We start from the raw sequence: 19,672 nt of genomic DNA, 5'->3' as shown, positions 1-19,672 counted from the left end.
AAGGTAAAGGGCTTCCCAAGGAGTGGTCACCTGTCGGTCATGGACCGCTCACTGCCCGGCGGCGCGCCGGGCCTCCCTCACCCGGTCCAGTGCCTGGTCGATGACCCTGCTGCCCGCCGGGGGCAGGTCCGGCTCGAAGGTCCAGGCGTGCTGGACCCAGGGGTCGGCGAGGTGGTTGTCCGGCACCGGCGACAGCCGCATCAGCGAACGCCACAGCGGGTCCAGCAGCGGCCCGTACGCGGAGGCCTCGTCACGGTCCGCCACCATCAGCAGGTGCACCCCGACCGCCGGGCCCTCGTCGGCCAGATAGCGCAGCTGGGTGACGGCCCGGTCGTCGAAGCCGTGCGGGAAGTCGTGCACCACCAGCAGCTGCTCGGCCCGGTCCACATCCGGCGGCAGCTCCTCGGGGGCTCCGGCGCGCACCGCCATCTGTACGAGGTCCACGCGCCGGGTCAGCTGCGCGAGGGTCCGGGTGACCCCCTCGGCGCCGGCGGCGGGTGGCGCCGCGAGGACCCCGGCGCGGACCAGCGGGGCCAGGGAGGCGGCGCCCGCCCCGGCGGCGTCGATGACGTGGACGGAGAACCGGTCCGCGGGGTGGACCGCGAGGAGCCGCACGGCGTGCGCGACGGCCATGTCCATGGCGGCCCGGCGCAGCCGGTCGGTGTCCATGGCCATGGCGGCCTCGGAGCCGGTGCGGCCGTTGTCGATCCACAGGCCGCGCTCCAGCGGGACCCGCATCAGCATCGGGATCCGCAGGCCGGGCTGCTCGGGCAGGCTCAGGTTGCCCAGGCGCAGCGCCAGCGGGCCCTCCTCGGGTACGCCCTGGCCGTGCCAGACGGGGTTGTCCCAGCGGGCGTACGCGGCCGGCAGCGCGGGCTCGACCACCTCGGACTCGGCGACCAGCTGGGCCAGGTCCCGGTCGAGGACGGCCCGGGCCTGCGCGACCAGGTCGTCACGGCGGGCCCGGGCGGTGTCGCGGGCGGTGTCACCGGCGCCGCCGATGCGGTGGCGCGGGTCGGACAGGGCCTCGTCCAGCTCGCGGTCGAGCCGGGAGTCGGCGAAGTCGACGGCGCTGCGGTAGGCGGCCACGGCCCGGGCCAGGTCCTCGAACATGCCCCAGACCTGGTTGTAGAGCCGCTCGTCCATGGACCAGCCGCTGGCGTCCCCGGCGACCGGGACCGGCGGCCGGCCGGGCTCGGCGGCGGGCGCGGGGCGGGGCGCCGGCTCGGGCGCCTCGGTGCTGGTGCGGCGACGGCGCGGGTGCGCGTAGTCGATGGTGGGCGGGCCCGCGGCGGGCGCGGTCTCCCCCGGGGCGGCGGGCGCGGGGCCGGGGGTGCCGGCGTAGGGGGCCCCGGAGACCGGGACCGGGCCGGACGGCTCGGGGGACGGCTCGGGCGCCTGCGGGCCGGGGTGCCGGTCGGCGCGCAGGTCCCGGGTCTGCGGGGCGGGCGCGCGGTCGCCCCCGGCGGTGCGCGCGGTCTCGCCGCCGGCGGTGCGTGTGGCCCCGCCGCCGGCGGTACGCGCGGCCCCGCCCAGGGCGGCGCCGGCCAGCTCGGCGGCCTCCGGTGCGGCCAGGCCGCCGTCGGCGAGCAGGGCGCCGAGCCCGTCGGCGTACCCCTGGCCGACGGCCCGGACCTTCCAGGCGCCCTGCCGCCGGTAGAGCTCCAGGGCCACCACCGCGGTCTCGGCGTCCAGCCCGGTGAGGGTGAAGCCCGCGAACTCCGCCCCGCCCGGCGCGGCCACCGCGGCGTGCGGGGCCTGGACGGCGCCGAAGCGCAGCTGCCCGCCGGGCGGCAGGACGAGCAGGACGCCGATCCGGTGGACCTCCGCCGCGACGGCGTCGAGGTCGAGGGCCAGGGTGTGCCGGTCGGCGAACTCCCCGGGCACCTGAAGCCCGGGGGAGGCCGGGGCGCCCGGATGGGCCAGGGCCCCGGGGCCGGAGAGCCGGCCCTGCTCGTCCGCCAGCGATGCCAGGGCGAGCACCGGTGTGCCCGCCGAGACCCTGACCTCCACCCGGCTGTGGGGCACGGGGTGGTTCTGCCCCCGGACCAGTTCGGCCGTCATCGTGCAGCCCCTCCCCCGTGCCTTCTGCTCTGTTCTCTTGTCCGGTACTGCTACAGGTGCGGCAGGATCGCCGGCATCAGGTCCTGGAAGGTCCGGCCGTTGGCCGGGTTGCCGAGGGCCGTCATCTGCCAGCCGCTGCCGGCCCGGGACACCTTCGCCATGATCTGCGCGGTGTACTGGCCGCCGCCGTCGAGGGTGTAGCGGGCCAGCTCCTGGCCGTTGGTCTCGTCGACGATGCGGCAGAACGCGTTCTGCACTTCCTGGAAGGTCTGGCCGGTGAACGAGTTCACCGTGAAGACGATCTGGTCGATGTGGACCGGAACCCGCGCGAGGTCGACGAGGATGGCCTCGTCGTCCCCGCCCTGGCCCACGCCGCCGACGAGGTTGTCGCCGGTGTGCCGGACCGAACCGTCATCGCTCTGCAGGTGCCGGAAGAACACCACGTCCACCGGCTGCTTGTCGGCGAAGAGCACCGCCGACGCGTCCAGGTCGATCTCCCGGGTCCGCGAGCCGAACAGCCCCCGGCGCTTGGCCGCCTGCCAGCCGAGGCCCATCCGGACCGCGGTCAGCGTGCCGCCGTCCGACTTCTGCAGACTGATGGCCTGACCCTTGGTCATGTTGACCGTCACGCGCTGTCCCCTCTCCATAGCCCGCCCCGTAAAGGGCCCGCAGCGTGAACTGCGGCTGGTTCCACACCCTACTGACCGCCCCCGGGTCAGGCGAGGCCCGCTTCCCTCATCTGCCGAAGCTCCTTCTTCAGCTCGCTCACCTCGTCGCGGATCCGGGCCGCGACCTCGAACTGGAGCTCTGCCGCCGCCCCCCTCATCCGCTCGGTCATCTGCTCGATGAGCGCGGCCAGTTCCGCGGCCGGGCGGTCGGTCGCCACGACGGCCGCCGCGCCCTTCGCCGCCTTGCCGCCCTTGCCCGCCTTGGCCGGGGCCGCCGCCGCGCCGCCCAGCGCCGGAACCGGGGCCTTGGCGCCCTTGCCGTCCTTGGCCTGCCGGTATCCACTGCCGAGGAGCTCCTCGGTGTCCAGCTCCTCGCGGGCGATGGTGGCGACGATGTCGTTGATCTTCTTGCGCAGCGGCTGCGGGTCGATCCCGTTGGCCGTGTTGTAGGCGACCTGCTTCTCGCGGCGCCGGTTGGTCTCGTCGATGGCCTGCGCCATCGCCGGGGTGATGCTGTCCGCGTACATGTGGACCTGTCCGGACACGTTGCGCGCCGCGCGGCCGATGGTCTGGATCAGGGAGGTCCCCGAGCGCAGGAAGCCCTGCTTGTCGGCGTCCAGGATCGCCACGAGCGAGACCTCGGGCAGGTCGAGGCCCTCGCGCAGCAGGTTGATGCCGACCAGGACGTCGTACTCGCCGGCCCGCAGCTCGCGCAGCAGCTCGATGCGGCGCAGGGTGTCGACGTCGCTGTGCAGGTAGCGGACCTGGATGCCCATCTCCAGGAAGTAGTCGGTCAGGTCCTCGGCCATCTTCTTGGTGAGGGTGGTGACCAGGACCCGCTCGTCCTTCTCCACCCGCTGCCGGATCTCGTGGACCAGGTCGTCGATCTGGCCCTCGGTGGGCTTGACCACGACCTCGGGGTCGACGAGGCCGGTGGGGCGGATGATCTGCTCGACGAAGCCGTCGCCGCGGGAGAGCTCGTACTTGCCGGGGGTGGCGGACAGGTAGACCGTCTGGCCGATGCGCTCCTGGAACTCCTCCCACTTCAGCGGCCGGTTGTCGAGCGCGGACGGCAGCCGGAAGCCGTGGTCGACCAGGGTCCGCTTGCGCGAGGCGTCGCCCTCGTACATGGCGCCGATCTGCGGCACCGTGACGTGGGACTCGTCGATGACGAGGAGGAAGTCCTCGGGGAAGTAGTCGATGAGGGTGTTGGGCGCGGAGCCGCGCTCTCGGTCGTCCATGTGCAGCGAGTAGTTCTCGATGCCGGAGCAGGAGCCGATCTGGCGCATCATCTCCAGGTCGTAGGTGGTGCGCATGCGCAGCCGCTGGGCCTCCAGCATCTTGCCCTGCTTCTCCAGCTCGGCGAGGCGCTCGGCCAGCTCGGCCTCGATGCCGCGGACCGCCTTCTCCATGCGCTCGGGGCCGGCGACGTAGTGGCTGGCGGGGAAGACGTACAGCTCGCGGTCCTCGCTGATGACCTCGCCGGTCAGCGGGTGCAGGGTGGACAGCGCCTCGATCTCGTCGCCGAACATCTCGATGCGGACGGCCAGTTCCTCGTAGACCGGAAAGATCTCGATGGTGTCGCCGCGCACCCGGAAGGTGCCGCGGGTGAAGGCCACGTCGTTGCGCGTGTACTGGATGTCGACGAAACGGCGCAGCAGCTGGTCCCGGTCGATCTCCTCGCCCACCTTGAGGGGGACCATCCGGTCGACGTACTCCTGCGGGGTACCGAGGCCGTAGATGCAGGACACGGAGGCGACGACGATCACGTCGCGCCGGGTCAGCAGCGAGTTGGTCGCGGAGTGGCGCAGCCGCTCCACCTCCTCGTTGATCGAGGAGTCCTTCTCGATGTAGGTGTCCGACTGCGGAACGTAGGCCTCGGGCTGGTAGTAGTCGTAGTACGAGACGAAGTACTCGACGGCGTTGTTCGGCAGGAGCTCGCGGAACTCGTTCGCCAGCTGGGCGGCCAGCGTCTTGTTCGGCGCCATCACCAGGGTGGGGCGCTGGAGCTTCTCGATCATCCAGGCCGTGGTCGCGGACTTGCCCGTGCCGGTCGCGCCGAGCAGGACGACATCCTTCTCACCTGCGCGGATGCGCTTCTCCAGCTCGGCGATGGCCGCCGGCTGGTCGCCGCTGGGCTGGTACGGGCTGACGACCTCAAAGGGTGCCACCGTGCGTTCGATCTTCGATACGGGCCGCATGACTCCACCGTACGACCCCCCACTGACACTCACGCCTCTCCACGGGGCCGCAATGCCCGCGACAGGTCCGGCGGGCGGAGCGGACCTCCTCCTTTCCGGTCCTTTTGTCGTAGTTCGGTGGCGGTCGGTGATCTTCGAGCCCATGATCGCGGTGAACGCTCCGCCGTGAAGTGCATCGCCACAACGTCTGCCGCTCCGCACCCGTCTGACGCAGGAACAGGGCTCACGACCCGAGGAGAACGCACATGTACGTCCGACCCGCCGCAGCGGCCGCCGCCGCATTCCTGGGCTTCACCCTGACGGTGCTGGGCGGGACGGCCGCGCCGGCCGCCACCGGCCCCGGCGCCCCCGCAGGCACGACGGGGGTCCTGGGCCCCGTCGTGTACGCCCACCGGGGGGCCTCCGCGTACGCCCCGGAGAACACCCTCGAAGCGGTCGACCGGGCGAGGCGGCTGGGCTTCGACTGGGTCGAGAACGACGTCCAGCGGACCAGGGACGGCGAGCTGGTGGTGATCCACGACGACACCCTCGCCCGCACCACGGACGTCGAGCAGGTCTTCCCCGACCGCAGGCCCTGGCGGGTCAGGGACTTCACGGCGGCCGAGATCGGGCGGCTGGACGCGGGGAGCTGGTTCGGGCCGCGGTTCGCGGGCGCCCGGGTGCCGACCCTGCGGGAGTACATGGAGCGGGTCCAGGAGAACCAGCAGCGGCTGCTGCTGGAGATCAAGAAGCCCGAGCTCTACCCGGGGATCGAGGCGCAGACGCTGGAACTCCTGGAGAAAACCGGCTGGCTCGACGAGAGCCACGTCTCCCAGCGCCTGGTGGTGCAGAGCTTCAGCGCCGACTGCGTACGGATCGTGCACGGTCTGCGCCCCGACCTGGTGACGGCCTTCCTGGGCACCCCGGCCGTGGCCGACCTGCCCCGGTACGCCGAGTTCACGGACCGGATCAACCCGTGGCACACGACGATCTCGGCCGACTGGGTGACGGCGGTGCACGGTCTGCTGGGGGCCCACGGCAAGGCCATGGAGGTGGACACCTGGATCGTGGACGACGCGGCCACGGCCCGCAAGGTCCGGGACATGGGTGTGGACGGGATCATCACGAACGCCCCGGACGTCGTACAGAACGCCGTGATCGGCTTCTGAGCCGCAGGCGGCGGCGCTGTCGGTGGGGGGCCGTACCGTGGAGGCGTGGACAGCACCGAGCGGCCCCGCGGGCCGCACCTCGAATGGACCGTCGTCCCCAGCGACATCGGGCCCCTCCTCCTGGCCGCGACCCCCGAGGGTCTGGTCCGGGTCGAGTTCCACGCGGGCCCGGACCGGGCCGGCCGGATGATCGCCTCGCTGGTCTCCCGGCTCGGCGCCGACGCGTGGCGGCCGGACCCGGGCGAGGAGGTGCTGCTGGCCGAGCCGATACGCCAGCTGACCGCGTACTTCGCCGGTTCGCTGCGGCGCTTCGAGCTGCCGCTGGACTGGCGGCTCAGCTCCGGCTTCAACCGCCAGGTGCTGCTGGAGCTCGACCGGTCGGTGCCCTACGGATCGGTCGTCGGGTACGGGGAGCTGGCCGCCCGGGCCGGGCAGCCGGGGGCGGCCCAGGCCGTGGGCAACGCCATGGGCTCGAATCCGCTGCCCGTGGTCGTGGCCTGCCACCGCGTGGTGGAGAACGACGGCGGTATCGGGGGCTTCGGGGGCGGGGTGGAGACCAAGCGGATCCTGCTCGCGCTGGAGGGGGTCCTCCCGCAGCCCCTGTTCTGACCTGCCCGTTCTCCCTGCCCGTTCTCCCGCCCCGGTGACAGCCGTGCCGGCCGGGTACGGGGCGGAGCGGGCCCGCGATACCCGGTTCCCCAGCGGGGCCGGCGGTGGGAAACTGCCGAGCGTGACCACTCCTGCCGCACCAGGCCCCGCTCCGGCCCTCCTCCCCCCGCCCCCGCGACGGGGGTGTCCGGCGTGAGCGCCTCCCCGGAAACCCCGCCCACGGCCGTCCCGGCCGCCGCCGGGGCCCCCGCGCCGGTCGACGCGGCGGCGCTGCCCCGGCTGCAGCGCCGGATCTCCACGGTGCTGATCGCCAGCCAGATAATGGGCGGCCTGGGCGTGCCCATCAGCATCGCCCTGGCCCCCGTACTGGCCACCGAGATCAGCGGTACCGAGGCCCTGTCGGGCTTCGCCTCCACCGCCGCCGTGATCGGCACCGCGCTGGTCTCGCTCCCGCTCGCCGCCCTGATGACCGCGCGCGGGCGCCGGCCGGGGCTGGTGGTGGCGTACGCGATCGGCACGCTCGGCGCGGCCCTGGTCGTCCTGGCCGCCTCGGTCAAGAGCTTCCCGCTGCTGATGCTCGGCATGGCCGCCTTCGGCGCGGCCTCCTCCGCCAACCTCCAGGCCCGCTTCGCCGCCGCCGACCTCGCCGCTCCGGACCGGCGGGCCCGCGCGATCTCGGTGGTCGTCTGGGCGTCCACCCTCGGGGCGGTGCTCGGCCCCAACCTCTCCGCGCCGGCCAGCGACAGCTTCGCCGGTACGTCCATACCCCAGACGGCGGGGCCCTTCGTGTGGGCCGCCGCCGTCTTCGTGCTCACCGGCACCCTGATCGCCGTGTTCCTGCGGCCGGACCCGCTGCTGACCGCCCGGGCACTGGCCGGGCCCGGCGAGCAGTCCCGTCAGGCCCGCTCGCTGCGGGCCGGGGTCGCCGCCGTCAAAGCCTCCCCGCGGGCGCGGCTCGCTCTGGTCACCGTCGCGGTGTCACACACCACCATGGTCTCGATCATGGTGATGACCCCGGTCGACCTCGGCCACCACGGCGCCGGCCTCAAGCTCGTCGGCCTGGTGATCAGCGGCCACATCGCGGGCATGTTCGCCTTCTCCCCCGTCATGGGATGGCTCGCCGACCGGCTCGGCCGGCTCTCCGTGATCGGGCTCGCGGCCGGGCTGCTCTCGATCGCCGCCCTGCTCGCCGGCACCGCCGCCGGGAACCACGCGCAGAGCGCGGCCGGCCTCTTCCTGCTCGGCCTCGGCTGGTCCGCCGGGATGGTCTCCGGCTCGGCGCTGCTGACCGACTCGGTGCCCCAGGCCGCGCGGGCCGCCGTACAGGGCCTGAGCGATCTGACGATGAACACCGCGGCCGGTGTGGGCGGCGCGGCCGCCGGGCTGGTCATGTCCCAGGCCGGCTACGGCTGGCTCAACGCGATCGGTGCCACGCTGCTCCTGCCGATGGCGGCGCTCGCCCTGTTCACCGCCCGGCGGCACCCCGCGGCCGCGAAGGCCGGGGCGCGCCCGGAGGCCTGAGCCCGGCGGTCTCAGCAGTTGATGTGGTAGGCCTTGCGCAGCGTCTCGTGGACCGTCCAGGTGGTCTTGTCGCCCTCCCGGAGCACGCAGGCGGAGCCGGGGCCGACCTCCAGGGTGGCGCCGCCCTCGACCTCGATGGTGGCGCGGCCGCTGACCACCACGAACAGCTCGTCGGCCTCGGTGTCGGTGACCACGCCGGGGGTGATCTGCCAGATGCCCCGGACCTGCGAGCCGTCCGGCGACTCCCACAGCACCTTGCCCGTCACGACCGGGTCGCCGGAGACGATCTGCGCGGGATCGAGCTCCTCGGCCTCCAGTTCGGCGTCCGGTACGTCCGCGACGGACACGGCGAAGGAGGCGGGGGTGGCGGGGGCGCGGTCTTCGGTGCTCATGGTGCGCCAGCCTATTGCGGCCCTCCGGGGCGGCGGGGTGACCAGAGCGTCCAGCAGGGGCGCGCCGGACGAGTCATAGCGTCGAGCCCGTGCGCGCCGGCGGGTTTCGGCCGGTGCGGCGCGCGCGGACTCGGACAGCTTCGCGCCGGAGCGGGGAGGGCGTGTTTGGGGGCGCGAATCCCGTGCCAGGGATGGGGGCATGCCACATCACAGAGCATCCGAGGTCCCGGTCCTGTCGGAAGAGGTACGCGAGGCGCTGGCCGCGCGCCGGCCCGTCGTCGCCCTGGAGTCGACGATCATCGCGCACGGCCTGCCGCGTCCCCGCAACCTGGAGGTGGGCCTGGAGCTGGAGGCGCTGGTCCGCGCGGAGGGGGCGGTTCCGGCGACCATCGCCGTGGTGGACGGGGTGGCCCGCGCGGGTCTCGACAAGGCGGTGCTGGAACGGATCGCCGCGGGCGAGGGCGTGCGCAAGCTCGGCCACCGTGACCTGGCGCCCGCCCTCGCGACGGGGGCGACCGGGGCGACGACGGTGTCGGCGACGGCCCTCCTGGCCGCGCGGGCGGGACTGCGGGTGTTCGCCACGGGCGGGCTGGGCGGCGTACACCGGCAGTGGACGCGCTCGCAGGACGAGTCGGCGGACCTGTCCCTGCTCGCCCGGACCCGGATCACGGTGGTGTGCGCGGGGGTGAAGTCGGTCCTGGACGTACCGGCCACGCTCCAGCGGCTGGAGACGCTGGGGGTCGGTGTCGTCGGCTACCGGACGCGGCGCTTCCCCGGGTTCTACCTGGCCGACTCCGGCGAGCCGGTCGACTGGACGGTGGAGGGGCCGGAGGAGGTGGCGGCGGTGATGGCCGCTCAGGACGCCGTCGGCGGGCCCGAGTCGGCGCTGCTGGTCGCCAATCCGGTGGCGGAGGCGGAGCAGCTGGATCCCGGGCTCCACGACCGGGTCCTGGCCGAGGCCCTGGCCAAGTGCCACGAACGCGGCATCACGGGGCAGGCGGTGACACCGTTCCTGCTGGGGTTCCTGGTACGGGCGACCGGAGGGGCCTCGCTGGAGGCCAACCTGGCGGCGGTACGGGGCAACGTGCGGCTCGGGGCCCGCATCGCCGGGGCCTGGGCGGCCCGGGCATGACGGCCGCAGCGGAGGCGGCGCGGACGGCCGGGGCGCTGCTGGTCGTCGGAGACGTGGTGACGGACGTGGTGGCGGTGCACCGGGAGCCCCTGGCCCCGGCCACCGACACCGCCGCCCGGATCCGCACCCTGCCGGGCGGGGCCGGGGCCAACGCGGCCTGCTGGGCGGCCCGTACGGGCAGCTCGGAGGTACGCCTCCTCGCGCGGGTGGGCTGCGAGTCGGCCCGCTGGCACGAGCGGGCCCTGGTGGACGCGGGGGTGCGGCCCCGGCTGGTGGTGGACCCGGCGGAGCCGACCGGGACGGTGGTGGCGCTGGTCGGCGCGGACGCGGAGCGGACCTTCCTGACCGACAGCGGGGCCTCGCTGCGGCTGTGCCCCGCCGACTGGGTGCCCGCGCTGCTGGACGGCGCCGGGCACCTGCACCTGTCGGGGTACCTGTTCTTCTCGGACAGCAGCCGGGAGCTGGCCCTGGTCGCGCTGCGGGCCGCCCGGACCCGCGGGGTGCCCGTCAGCGTGGACCCCGCCTCGACGGGGTTCCTGGCCGCGCTGGGGCCCGAGCGGTTCCTGGCCGCCGTGGCGGGGGTCGGCGTACTCCTGCCGAACGAGGACGAGGCCCTGCTGCTGGCCGGCCTGCGGGCACCGGCCGGGGCGGCCCGGGCGGCGGTGGAGCTGAGCCGGCGGATACCGCTGGTGGTGGTCACCCGGGGCACCGGCGGGGCGCTCGTCGCCGAGGGCGGCCGGATCACCGCCGAGGTCGAGGCGGAACCGGCCGACGCGGTGGACACCACGGGCGCCGGGGACGCCTTCACCGGCGGGTTCCTCGCGGCCCGCCTGTCGGGGGCCACCCCGACGGACTCGGCCCGCGCGGGCTGCCGAGCCGCGGCCCACGCGGTCACCCGCCTGGGCGGGCGCCCGTAGCTGCCCCCGGCCGGGGACGGGGACGGGGTGGGGTGCCGTCCGGGACTAAAACGAGATGATTTCGGCGCAAACGCCCGCCCCACAAACCAAGCACGGCCAAGGCTCCGAACATCGAAGCCCGTCCCGGACGGCACCCCACCCGGTCCCCGGCCCCGGCCACCCCCGACGGCCCACCCCCGACGGCCCGGCCAGGGCTACCGCAGCCCCGTCCACGCCGGGTGGCGGGGGTCGTCCGCCCGGACGAGGACGTCGGCGGCCGACGCCGGGTCGGTCTCCTTCGCGTAGCGGGCGAACGCGGGCAGCGTCCACCGCGCGGACTCCTCCGTACGACGGGCCAGCGCGCCCGCGGAGAGGCTGATGTGGACGCTGAGGTCGAAGGGGAACCAGTGCCCGAGCAGCAGCGGCCCGTGCACGATCAGCACGCCGCCCGGCGGGAGTTCGACGTACGGACTCCGCGTGGCCCGGTCGGTCGCGGGGTCCCACAGATCGGGCAGCACCCGGCCGGTGCCGCCCGGGTCCGTCGGGCCGAAGACCTCCCGCCACAGCGCGCCGGTGTCGTACCAGCCGCCGAGGTACGCGTCCACGTCCTCGCGTCCGAACTCGAAGCGGAGCGAGGCGGGGCGCAGGAAGCCGCCGGCCGCGACCACCAGTACCGAACGGCCGCGCAGGGTCAGCGCGTCGGCGAGTTCCCCCGCGAGCGTGCCGGTACCGGCGGCGGGCGCCCCGTCGATGCCGACCCGTTGCCACGTGCCGGGTTCGGAGGCGGCGCCCGCCGTGTCGTCGAGGTGGCCGGCGAGCCGCTCGGCCATCCGCTGCCAGGTGATCGCTTCCAGCTTCACGAACCCATTGTCAGTGGTGGGTCCTAACGTTTTTCACGAGGGATCACCGGTGGACAGGAGCCGGCGGCCCGGCTCTTGGGGAGGGGTCTGTCATGGCTCGGGAAACGACGTATCTGGAGCTGTCGCAGGAGGACGGCGCGGCGCACAAGTTCTACGAGGTGACCGTGGACGGCACCGCCGTCTGCGTGCGCTACGGCCGCATCGGCGCGGCCGGCCAGCTGCAGAGTTCCTCGTTCCCGACGGCCGAGAAGGCCCGGGCGGCCGCGGCCAAGAAGATCGGCGAGAAGGTCCGCAAGGGGTACGCCCCGGCCGTTCAGGGGGCGCGTGCCGCGCGCTCGGTGACCCGCCGGCAGGTGGCTTCGGCGCCGTCGACGGCCCGCGCGGTGGCGCCGGTGCTGTGGCGCTTCCGCACCGGCTCCTCGGCCTTCGGCATCCATGTGGACGAGGACCGCTGCTGGGTCGGCAACCAGGCGGGGGACGTCTACACGGTGAGCCACGGCGGCGAGGTGCTGGCCCGCTACTCCCTGCCGGACGGGGTGAAGTGCCTGGTGGCGGACGAGTTCTGGATCTACGCGGGCTGTGATGACGGCACGGTGTACGACCTGTCGTCCAAGGTGCCGTTCGGGGCGTACGCGATAGCCGCCGATGTGGACATCTACTGGCTCGACATCCACGAGGGCGTGCTCAATGTCTCGGACGCGAACGGCGGCCTGACGGTCATCGACCACGAGGACGAGCACCAGTGGTCGCGGAAGTCCTCCGGGAACGGCGCCTGGATGGTCCGGGCGGACGAGCGGGCCGTCTACCACGGGCACAGCAGCGGTGTGACGGCCTACGCGGCCGACGGCACCGGCGAGCTGTGGCACACCGCGACGCCCGGCGGGGTGCTGTTCGGCTGGCAGGAGGAGCACGCCGTGTACGCGGGCACGGTACGCAACACCGTGCAGCGCCTGTCGAAGGCGACGGGCGCCGTCGAGGCCAGCTACCCGTGCGACGCGGCGGTGTACTCGTGCGCGACCTCGCCGGACGGCCGCCATGTGTTCGCCGGCGACTCCTCCTCCTCGGTGTACTGCTTCGACGCCGACGGACGGCGGCTGTGGAAGCTGGGTACCGGCGGCGGATCCGCCCTGTCGATGCAGTACCTGGACGAGCGGCTCTACCTGGTCACCACGGACGGGTCACTGGTGTGCGTGGACGCGAGCGAGGCGGCGATCGCCGCGGCCCGGCAGGGCTCCGTCCCGACCGCCGTGGATGTGAAGTCGGCGGCGGCCCTGCCGGTCTTCACCCCGGCGGCCTCCGCCTCGGCGGTGGCCACGGTCTCGGTTGCCTCGGTCCCGGCCGGCGGTGTGGTGGTCGAGTGCGTCCAGCAGGCGGGACGGATGCGGGTGCAGGTGGTCTCGGAGGGCTTCGACCACGGGTGGAACGTGCAGTTCCCGCGCGGTATCCGGGAGGCCGGGGCCCGGTACGTGGTGGACGGGCTGCACCCGGCGAGCGGGGGCTTCTACCGGGTGCGCGGGGAGATACGCCGGCTGGTCTGAGCGGCGCACGGGGGGTGTCCCGGGCAGAGGCAGGGTGCCGCCGCGTGCGGGGCCGGGGCGGGTACCGACCAGGGGTCGTCCTCGGTGAGCGCGCAGGTGACCTGGAGGACGACCGGTTCGGAGCCGAGGTTGCGGCCGAGGTGTACGTTCGCGGCGCCTTCCGGTTCGACGAAGGTGGCCCCCTCCGGGTGCACCTCGACGGTGCCGTCGGACAGGATCCGGGTCAGGGTCCCGGACTTGACCACCGCCATGAGCGGTACGTGGTGGTAGTGCCAGCCCGTACAGCCGCCGGGCGCTATGACGACCTCCCGGCCCGTGAGGTCCGAGAGCACCGCCGCTCGCGGGCGCCGCACCGTCGCCTGACGTCCACCCATGTGCTCCTCCTTGCCGACGGCTCACGGTAGGGGGACCTTACGACATCCGGTCGGATTTAATGAAAGACCAACAACCCTTCTTCATAAGGTGATATAGGCCCGGGCGGGCGGTATCACAACGGCATGAGTCTCGTGGTCTTCGAGTCACAGAAGCAGATCCACTGCGCTGCCTGCCGGCGGGGCCCGCTCCGGCGTCTCGTCCGCGAGTCCGGAGTGCCCCGGTGCCTGGACTGCGCCGATCTCGGCCATCTCGTGTACCTGCCGCGCGGGGACGCGGCGCTCACCCGCCGCGCCCGGGAGGCCAGTTCGCTCCACGCCGTCGTGGTGCGCCGGCACAAGGGCCGCCGCCGCTACGAGCGCCAGGGGCTGCTGGTCGAGGACGCCGCCCTGGCCCGCGCCGAGCGCGCCTGCCTGGCCGATGCCGACGCGCGGGCCCGCCGCCGGGAGCGCGACCGGCTGCGCCGCGCGGCCGAGGACGTCCGGTTCGCCGCGGCCTTCGCCGCCGAGATCCGGCGGCTGTTCCCCGGATGCCCTGCCGAGCGCGCGCAGGCGATCGCCGGCCACGCCTCGGTGCGCGGCAGCGGCCGGGTCGGGCGTACCGCCGCCGGCCGGGCGCTCGACGAGCATGCGGTGTCGGTGGCGGTACGGGCGGCCGTGCGGCACACCGACACCGAGTACGACGCGCTGCTGATGGCGGGGGTCCCCCGGTTCGCGGCCCGGGCCCGGCTGGCGGCGCGGATCGACGCGATCCTGGACGGCTGGCGCGCGGAGGTCAGTTGAGCCGGAAGCGGCGGTACAACAGCACCCCGCCGAGCAGCAGCGCGCCGCCGCCGGGCACCAGGTAGCCGAGACCGTCGGAGCCGGTGTGGGCGAGGGCCGAGGGGTCCTGCGGCGGGGTGGAGGGGGCGGGAGGGGTCACGGGCCGCTGGGACACGTGCGGCTGGGCGACGGGCGGCTGGGGCGGCTTCGCGCCGCTCGGCGTCTCGCCGTTCACGGAGGTGTTCCCGTGCGAGGCGTTGCCCGCGCCGACGACGCTCACCGAGTTCCCGCTGACGTTCACCGGCAGCTCGACGGGGAGCTGGATGCCGTTGCCGGACAGCAGCCCCGGTGAATCCTTTCCGCGCCCCTCGGCCACCGCCCCTCCCCCGTGCCCGGACCCCGGTTTCGACGGATGGGAGGGCCGCGGGTCCGGATTCCCTCCGTCCGGCGCCCCGTTGGTACAGCGGTTCCCCGCGGCGGGGTTGAGCAGGCCGACCACGCTCACGGTGTTCCCGCACACGTTCACCGGGGCGTGCACGGGCAGCTGCACCAGGTTCCCCGAGAGCAGCCCCGGAGAGCGCTCGGCCTGCCCGCCCGCCTCGGCGTCGGCGTACGCGAGGCCGCCCACCCCCGCGACCGCCAGTCCACCACCCGCGACCATCGCCGCGATCAAGCCATTCCGACGACTGTGACGCATCAGTTTTCCTGCCTTCCGGAGGGGTTCAGGGGCATCGCGCCCGCACCGGAAACAACGCGGTAAACCCATTCGGGTTATAGAGCCGGTAGGCATTTCACTCCATCGTGTACTGGGTAGTCCCTACTTCATGACTGAACGACCGCTCCTCCTGCTCGACGTGGACGGCCCGCTCAACCCGTTCCGGTCCCTCTCCGCCGGCCTGCGCGGCTATACGAGCCACCGGATGCGGCCGGAGGTCTGGCTCGCCTACCGCGACCCGGAGTCCCGCAAGGCCCGGCGCGGTGTCAGGGTCCGCCTGCACCCCTCCCATGGCGCCCGGCTGCTGGCCCTGCCCTTCGACCTCGCCTGGGCCACGGCCTGGACGCACCAGGCCAACACCCTGATCGCCCCGCGCATCGGGCTCCCCGCCGATCTCCCCGTCATCGACTGGCCGGAGCTCTTCGCCGACGACCCCGACGGCCTCTTCTGGAAGACCCGCCCCCTCATCGACTGGGCGGCGGGCCGGCCCTTCGCCTGGGTCGACGACATGATCACCCCGCAGGACCGCGCCTGGGTCTCCTCCCACCACCCGGCGCCGAGCCTCCTCCTGCGCATCCACCCCCGCCACGGCCTGCGCGACCGCGACTTCGCCGCCCTGTCGGCCTGGGCGGGCGAGGTCAGCGGAGCAGGGCGGTGACCGGGTCCTGGCAGGGGGTGGCGGTGGGCCACCAGTCGGCGGTGTCCGGGCGGGACTCGTAGGCGTACCAGAGGCCCTCGCGGCTCAGGCGGAGCTGGCGGGTGCGGGCGGTGAGGCGGTTGTGCTCGGGGCGGAAGGAGCCCTGGCCGGCGGCGAGCAGGGCGGGGCGGGCCCGGTCGAAGGGGCCGGCCGGGGGGTCCCAGGGCTCCTCGAGGACGGTGAGCGCGGGCAGGCCCCCCTGCCGCCAGGCCGCGGCGGCGCGGGCCAGGTCGGTGGTGGTGCGGCCGGTGGCCCGGGCCAGGTCCCGGTAGAGGGTGCGGGCGGCGCCGGTGAGGCCTGCGGTGGGGTGCGCGGAGGCCAGCCGGACGGCGTCCTGCCAGAGGGTGAGCCCGGCGATGGGGTCCTCGCCCGTGGTGAGCAGGGCCAGCGCGCGGGCGGCCGCGTCGGTGGCGAGCTGGTCCAGGGCCAGCGGATCCGGCGCGGCCGGGTCGCCGGGGTAGGCGGGGGGCAGGCCCACGGCGGCGGGTGCGGCAGGCGGGGCCGGCAGCGGGGGCAGGCTGGTGCGGGCCAGCGCCGCGCGGGCCGGTACGCCGGGGAAGCCGGGTGCGGCGTCGGGCTGTTCGCGCGCGGCGTGCGCGGCATTGCGCCGGGCCAGCTCCTCGAGGAGCTCGCGCTCGCCCCGCCCGCGCAGGAGCAGCAGGACGAAGGGGTCGGCGTCGAGCAGCCGGGCCGCCCGGTAGCAGAGGGCCGCGGCGTGCTTGCAGGGCGGCCGTGCCGTGTCCGGGCAGGAGCAGCGCGGCACGAGCTCGCCCGCACCGGGCAGGACGGTCTCCGCGAGGGATTGCGGAACCTCCCGCTCCAGCAGGGCGGCGAGGGCCGTCGGGTCGGCGGCCACCGCCTCCAGCAGCGCGGCCCACTCGGCGTCCGGGAAGGCGGTCAGGGACAGTTCGGTGCGGTAGGGGCGGGCCCGGCTGCCGCGGACGTAGGCCACGATCCGGCCGGGGGTGATCGTGACCGCGTCGACATGGCCCTCGGTGGCGTACGCACGGCCGCGCTCGAGGCGGGCCGCGTCCTGCGCGCGCTCCTCCAGCGCGGCCACCCAGGCCCGGCCCCACCAGGTGGCGGCCTCCACCCCGGCGGGCACGGTCTCGAAGGTGCGGCGGCGGTCGTCCCGCGCGGTGATCATGCGGGCCTCCGCAGGGAGACGAGGTCGGCCAGTTCGCGGTCGGTCAGCTCGGTGAGCGCCGACTCGCCGGAGCCGAGGACGGCGTCGGCCAGGGCCCGCTTGGCCTCCAGCAGTTCGGCGATGCGGTCCTCGACGGTGCCTTCGGCGATGATGCGGTGGACCTGGACGGGCTGGGTCTGGCCGATGCGGTAGGCGCGGTCGGTGGCCTGCTCCTCGACGGCGGGGTTCCACCAGCGGTCGTAGTGGACGACGTGTCCGGCGCGGGTGAGGTTGAGGCCGGTGCCGGCGGCCTTGAGGGAGAGCAGGAAGACGGGGACCTCGCCGGACTGGAAGCGGTCGACGAGTTCCTCGCGGCGGGGCACGGGGGTGCCACCGTGCAGGAGCTGCGAGGGGATACCGCGGGCGGCGAGGTGCTTCTCCAGGATCCGGGCCATGGTCACGTACTGGGTGAAGACCAGGACCGAGCCCCCCTCGGCCAGGATCGTGTCCAGCAGCTCGTCCAGCAGGGCGAGTTTGCCTGAGCGGTGCGCGATGCGGGGCTCCGCCCCCTTCGGGCTGAGCTCCTTCAAGTACTGGGCCGGGTGGTTGCAGATCTGCTTGAGCGAGGCCAGCAGCTTCATGATCATGCCGCGCCGCTCGATGCCCTCGCTCGCCTCGATCACGGCCATCGCCTCGTCCACCGCCGCCTGGTAGAGCGAGACCTGCTCCCGGGTCAGGGACACCGGATGGTCGGTCTCCGTCTTCGGGGGCAGTTCCGGGGCGATGCCGGGGTCGGACTTCTTGCGGCGCAGCAGGAACGGCCGGACGAGGGCGGCCAGCCGGGCCACCGCCGCCTCATTGCCCCCGTCCTCCTCCTGCTGGTGCTCGACCGGGCGGGCGTGGCGGGCCCGGAAGGCGGTGAGCGGGCCCAGCAGTCCCGGGGTCGTCCAGTCGAGCAGCGCCCACAGCTCGGAGAGGTTGTTCTCGACCGGGGTCCCGGTGAGGGCCACGCGGGCCGGGGCCGGGATGGTCCGCAGTGCCTTCGCGGTCGCCGAGTGCGGGTTCTTGACGTGCTGGGCCTCGTCGGCGACGACCATGCCCCAGCTCTGCTCGGCCAGCCGGGCGGCTGCGGCGCGCATCGTTCCGTACGTGGTGAGGACGAAGCCGCCGCCCAGGCCGTCGAGGCTGCGGCCGGCGCCGTGGAAGCGGCGCACGGGGGTGCCGGGGGCGAACTTCTCGATCTCCCGCTGCCAGTTGCCCAGCAGGGACGCCGGGCAGACGACGAGGGTGGGCTCGGGGCGGTCCCGGTGCAGGTGCAGGGCGATCAGGGTGACCGTCTTGCCGAGGCCCATGTCGTCGGCGAGGCAGCCGCCCAGCCCGAGCGAGGTCATCAGGTCCAGCCAGGCCAGCCCGCGCAGCTGGTAGTCCCGCAGGGTGGCCTTCAGGCCCGCGGGCGCCGCGACCGGGGCCAGTTCCCCGGTCAGCCGCTCCCGCAGGGCGGCCAGCGCCCCCACCGGGACGGCCGGCACCGCTTCCCCGTCGACCTCGGCGGTGCCGGTCAGTACGGTGGCCAGCGCGTCCACCGGGTCCAGCAGCCCCAGCTGCCGCTTGCGCGCCTTGCGCACCAGCTCGGGATCGACCCGCACCCACTGGTCGCGCAGCCGCACCACGGGCCGGTGGGCCTGCGCGAGCGCGTCCATCTCCCCCGGGGTGAGCCGGTCCCCTCCGAGGGCCAGCTCCCAGGAGAAGTCGAACAGCGCGGCCGCGTCGAAGAAGGCGGTGCCGTCGGTGGCGGAACCGGGCGCGGCCGGCCGTACGACGGCGGTCGCGGAGAGCGTACGGGCCAGCTCGCGCGGCCAGTGCACCAGGACCCCGGCCGCCGCCAGCCTCGTCGCGGCGGCGCCGAGCAGGTCCTCGAGCTCCTGGTCGGACAGTGCGAGGGCATCGGGCACCGGCTGGTCGAGCAGGCGCAGCAGCGGGGGCCACACCCGGGCGGCCCGGCGCAGCGCGAGCACGGCGTCGATCCGGGCGCGCGGGCCGAATCCGGCGGCGGCGGTCCCCGCCCACAGCAGCCCGGCATCGGTGACCAGGGTCGGGTCGGCGAGGCTGTGCACCTGGACCACGGCGGCTCCGGCGCGGCGGACGTCCTCCGGCTCGGCCTCGTCGAACAGGCGGAAGGAGGACAGGTCGAGCCGGAGCGAGATCCCCACCCCGGCGTCGGCGCCGGCCGCGACCTGCGCGGCCCACTCCTTCATCCCGGGCACCCGCTGCGGCTCCAGGGCGGCGAAGGGCCGCCCCGCTGCGAAGGGCGCGGCGGGCGTACGGGGCAGACCGTCGGCGACGGCGTCGAGGAAGGCCCGGACCAGGGCCTCCGGCTCGGGCAGTGCGAGCGGGCGGCGGCCGGCGAGCGGGGTGGCGTACCCCTCGTACGGCAGGGCGGCCGCGACGGCGCGCAGGTATCCGATGTCCTCGGCGTCCAGCGGCCCGGCACGCCAGGCGTCGACCCCCTCGGCGGTGAGCCCGGGCAGCAGGCGGCCGCGCGCGGCGAGGGCCAGCGCCTGCGCGGCGGCGGTGCCCCAGGCCCGGGTGGCCGGATGGGCGGCGGGGCTGTGGACCGCCCGTACCAGCACGGGCAGGGCGGCGGCCACCGACAGCGCCACGGCGGGCACCGTACGCGTGCGGACGCCCTCGCCGTGCGGCCGGACCACCTTCAGCGGCTGCGGGGTCCCGATCTCGGGAAGCGGGTCCCCCTCGGGGCACCAGAAGACCACCCGTCCCTCCCGGGGTACGGCGGCGGGGAGGAACACGGCGGCGCGGCGCAGCAACGAAGGCTGCGGCGGCGGCTGCGCGGTCATGGTCCCCCCTCCCTGGTGCCCGGCTCCGCCCGGTCATGGCGGATCCACTGCCGCCGAGTCTAGGCGTGCCCACTGACAACCCCCGCTGACCTGCGCTGATGCCCTTCCCCTCCGACC

The 19,672-nt window shown here is 74.5% G+C and carries 17 protein-coding genes; 8 read left to right on the top strand and 9 right to left on the bottom strand.

Annotated features, from left to right (window positions below):
- Positions 1 to 48: 48 nt before the first annotated feature.
- From OOK34_RS21355 to uvrB, 3 genes are all read right to left on the bottom strand, one after another.
- Positions 49 to 2,064, bottom strand: coding sequence for a TerD family protein (locus OOK34_RS21355; protein ID WP_267035461.1), 2,016 nt, complete (start codon positions 2,062 to 2,064; stop codon positions 49 to 51).
- A gap of 50 nt (positions 2,065 to 2,114) precedes the next feature.
- Positions 2,115 to 2,693 (bottom strand): TerD family protein, encoded by a 579-nt coding sequence (locus OOK34_RS21350; protein ID WP_267035460.1) that lies wholly within the window; start codon positions 2,691 to 2,693, stop codon positions 2,115 to 2,117.
- Positions 2,694 to 2,779: 86 nt separating this feature from the next.
- Positions 2,780 to 4,933 (bottom strand): excinuclease ABC subunit UvrB, encoded by a 2,154-nt coding sequence (gene uvrB, locus OOK34_RS21345; protein WP_267035459.1) that lies wholly within the window; start codon positions 4,931 to 4,933, stop codon positions 2,780 to 2,782.
- Between the two features lie 245 nt (positions 4,934 to 5,178).
- Between uvrB and OOK34_RS21340 the strand changes: the two genes are divergently transcribed.
- From OOK34_RS21340 to OOK34_RS21330, 3 genes are all read left to right on the top strand, one after another.
- Positions 5,179 to 6,081, top strand: a complete 903-nt coding sequence (locus tag OOK34_RS21340) for a glycerophosphodiester phosphodiesterase family protein (protein ID WP_267035458.1) — start codon at positions 5,179 to 5,181, stop codon at positions 6,079 to 6,081.
- 45 nt (positions 6,082 to 6,126) lie between these two features.
- Positions 6,127 to 6,690, top strand: coding sequence for a methylated-DNA--[protein]-cysteine S-methyltransferase (locus OOK34_RS21335; protein ID WP_267035457.1), 564 nt, complete (start codon positions 6,127 to 6,129; stop codon positions 6,688 to 6,690).
- A gap of 270 nt (positions 6,691 to 6,960) precedes the next feature.
- Positions 6,961 to 8,211: an MFS transporter gene (locus OOK34_RS21330; protein WP_267036848.1), complete on the top strand. Its 1,251-nt coding sequence runs from the start codon at positions 6,961 to 6,963 to the stop codon at positions 8,209 to 8,211.
- A gap of 11 nt (positions 8,212 to 8,222) precedes the next feature.
- On the opposite strand, the gene OOK34_RS21325 is transcribed toward OOK34_RS21330, so the two are convergent.
- A complete protein-coding gene (locus OOK34_RS21325; RefSeq protein ID WP_267035456.1) occupies positions 8,223 to 8,603 on the bottom strand; it encodes a cupin domain-containing protein in 381 nt (126 codons plus the stop codon).
- A gap of 199 nt (positions 8,604 to 8,802) precedes the next feature.
- Between OOK34_RS21325 and OOK34_RS21320 the strand changes: the two genes are divergently transcribed.
- A complete protein-coding gene (locus OOK34_RS21320) occupies positions 8,803 to 9,735 on the top strand; it encodes a pseudouridine-5'-phosphate glycosidase (RefSeq protein ID WP_267035455.1) in 933 nt (310 codons plus the stop codon).
- Positions 9,732 to 10,652 carry a carbohydrate kinase family protein gene (locus tag OOK34_RS21315; protein WP_267035454.1) on the top strand — a complete coding sequence of 307 codons (921 nt, stop codon included), beginning with the start codon at positions 9,732 to 9,734 and terminating at the stop codon, positions 10,650 to 10,652. The genes OOK34_RS21320 and OOK34_RS21315 overlap by 4 nt, the downstream gene beginning before the upstream one ends.
- 194 nt (positions 10,653 to 10,846) lie before the next feature.
- Here OOK34_RS21315 and OOK34_RS21310 read toward each other — a convergent pair whose 3' ends face one another.
- Positions 10,847 to 11,491 carry a uridine kinase gene (locus OOK34_RS21310; RefSeq protein WP_267035453.1) on the bottom strand — a complete coding sequence of 215 codons (645 nt, stop codon included), beginning with the start codon at positions 11,489 to 11,491 and terminating at the stop codon, positions 10,847 to 10,849.
- A gap of 92 nt (positions 11,492 to 11,583) precedes the next feature.
- Here OOK34_RS21310 and OOK34_RS21305 point away from each other — a divergent pair, with 92 nt between their 5' ends.
- On the top strand, positions 11,584 to 13,029 hold the full coding sequence (locus OOK34_RS21305) for a WGR domain-containing protein (RefSeq protein ID WP_267035452.1): 1,446 nt from the start codon (positions 11,584 to 11,586) through the stop codon (positions 13,027 to 13,029).
- Here the strand turns inward: OOK34_RS21305 and OOK34_RS21300 are convergent.
- Positions 12,993 to 13,403, bottom strand: a complete 411-nt coding sequence (locus tag OOK34_RS21300) for a cupin domain-containing protein (RefSeq protein ID WP_267035451.1) — start codon at positions 13,401 to 13,403, stop codon at positions 12,993 to 12,995. The genes OOK34_RS21305 and OOK34_RS21300 overlap by 37 nt on opposite strands.
- A 123-nt stretch (positions 13,404 to 13,526) precedes the next feature.
- Between OOK34_RS21300 and OOK34_RS21295 the strand changes: the two genes are divergently transcribed.
- Complete coding sequence (locus tag OOK34_RS21295) at positions 13,527 to 14,183, top strand: DUF2293 domain-containing protein (protein WP_267035450.1); 657 nt, start codon at positions 13,527 to 13,529, stop codon at positions 14,181 to 14,183.
- On the opposite strand, the gene OOK34_RS35370 is transcribed toward OOK34_RS21295, so the two are convergent.
- Entirely contained in the window at positions 14,176 to 14,859 is a 684-nt protein-coding gene (locus tag OOK34_RS35370) for a chaplin family protein (protein ID WP_323183446.1), read from the bottom strand. The genes OOK34_RS21295 and OOK34_RS35370 overlap by 8 nt on opposite strands.
- A 127-nt stretch (positions 14,860 to 14,986) precedes the next feature.
- Between OOK34_RS35370 and OOK34_RS21280 the strand changes: the two genes are divergently transcribed.
- A complete protein-coding gene (locus OOK34_RS21280) occupies positions 14,987 to 15,535 on the top strand; it encodes a hypothetical protein (RefSeq protein ID WP_267035449.1) in 549 nt (182 codons plus the stop codon).
- Here the strand turns inward: OOK34_RS21280 and OOK34_RS21275 are convergent.
- Positions 15,516 to 16,721, bottom strand: coding sequence for an SWIM zinc finger family protein (locus OOK34_RS21275; RefSeq protein ID WP_267035448.1), 1,206 nt, complete (start codon positions 16,719 to 16,721; stop codon positions 15,516 to 15,518). The two genes, OOK34_RS21280 and OOK34_RS21275, sit on opposite strands and share 20 nt — an antisense overlap.
- A complete protein-coding gene (locus OOK34_RS21270) occupies positions 16,718 to 19,555 on the bottom strand; it encodes a DEAD/DEAH box helicase (RefSeq protein ID WP_267035447.1) in 2,838 nt (945 codons plus the stop codon). The genes OOK34_RS21275 and OOK34_RS21270 overlap by 4 nt, the downstream gene beginning before the upstream one ends.
- Positions 19,556 to 19,672: the final 117 nt, after the last annotated feature.

The organism is Streptomyces sp. NBC_00091 (assembly GCF_026343185.1).
Lineage (GTDB): Bacteria > Actinomycetota > Actinomycetes > Streptomycetales > Streptomycetaceae > Streptomyces.
The sequence above is the reverse complement of the archived record's forward strand: the minus strand, read 5'-3'. Positions and strand labels throughout refer to the sequence as shown.

Bases quoted from the DNA above. Each gene is read 5' to 3' on its own strand.
- OOK34_RS21355 (WP_267035461.1), bottom strand. From the start codon at position 2,064: ATGACGGCCGAACTGGTCCGGGGGCAGAACCACCCCGTGCCCCACAGC.
- uvrB (WP_267035459.1), bottom strand. From the start codon at position 4,933: ATGCGGCCCGTATCGAAGATCGAACGCACGGTGGCACCCTTTGAGGTC.
- OOK34_RS21340 (WP_267035458.1), top strand. From the start codon at position 5,179: ATGTACGTCCGACCCGCCGCAGCGGCCGCCGCCGCATTCCTGGGCTTC.
- OOK34_RS21325 (WP_267035456.1), bottom strand. From the start codon at position 8,603: ATGAGCACCGAAGACCGCGCCCCCGCCACCCCCGCCTCCTTCGCCGTG.
- OOK34_RS21320 (WP_267035455.1), top strand. From the start codon at position 8,803: ATGCCACATCACAGAGCATCCGAGGTCCCGGTCCTGTCGGAAGAGGTA.
- OOK34_RS21315 (WP_267035454.1), top strand. From the start codon at position 9,732: ATGACGGCCGCAGCGGAGGCGGCGCGGACGGCCGGGGCGCTGCTGGTC.
- OOK34_RS21305 (WP_267035452.1), top strand. From the start codon at position 11,584: ATGGCTCGGGAAACGACGTATCTGGAGCTGTCGCAGGAGGACGGCGCG.
- OOK34_RS21300 (WP_267035451.1), bottom strand. From the start codon at position 13,403: ATGGGTGGACGTCAGGCGACGGTGCGGCGCCCGCGAGCGGCGGTGCTC.
- OOK34_RS21295 (WP_267035450.1), top strand. From the start codon at position 13,527: ATGAGTCTCGTGGTCTTCGAGTCACAGAAGCAGATCCACTGCGCTGCC.
- OOK34_RS35370 (WP_323183446.1), bottom strand. From the start codon at position 14,859: ATGCGTCACAGTCGTCGGAATGGCTTGATCGCGGCGATGGTCGCGGGT.
- OOK34_RS21280 (WP_267035449.1), top strand. From the start codon at position 14,987: ATGACTGAACGACCGCTCCTCCTGCTCGACGTGGACGGCCCGCTCAAC.
- OOK34_RS21275 (WP_267035448.1), bottom strand. From the start codon at position 16,721: ATGATCACCGCGCGGGACGACCGCCGCCGCACCTTCGAGACCGTGCCC.
- OOK34_RS21270 (WP_267035447.1), bottom strand. From the start codon at position 19,555: ATGACCGCGCAGCCGCCGCCGCAGCCTTCGTTGCTGCGCCGCGCCGCC.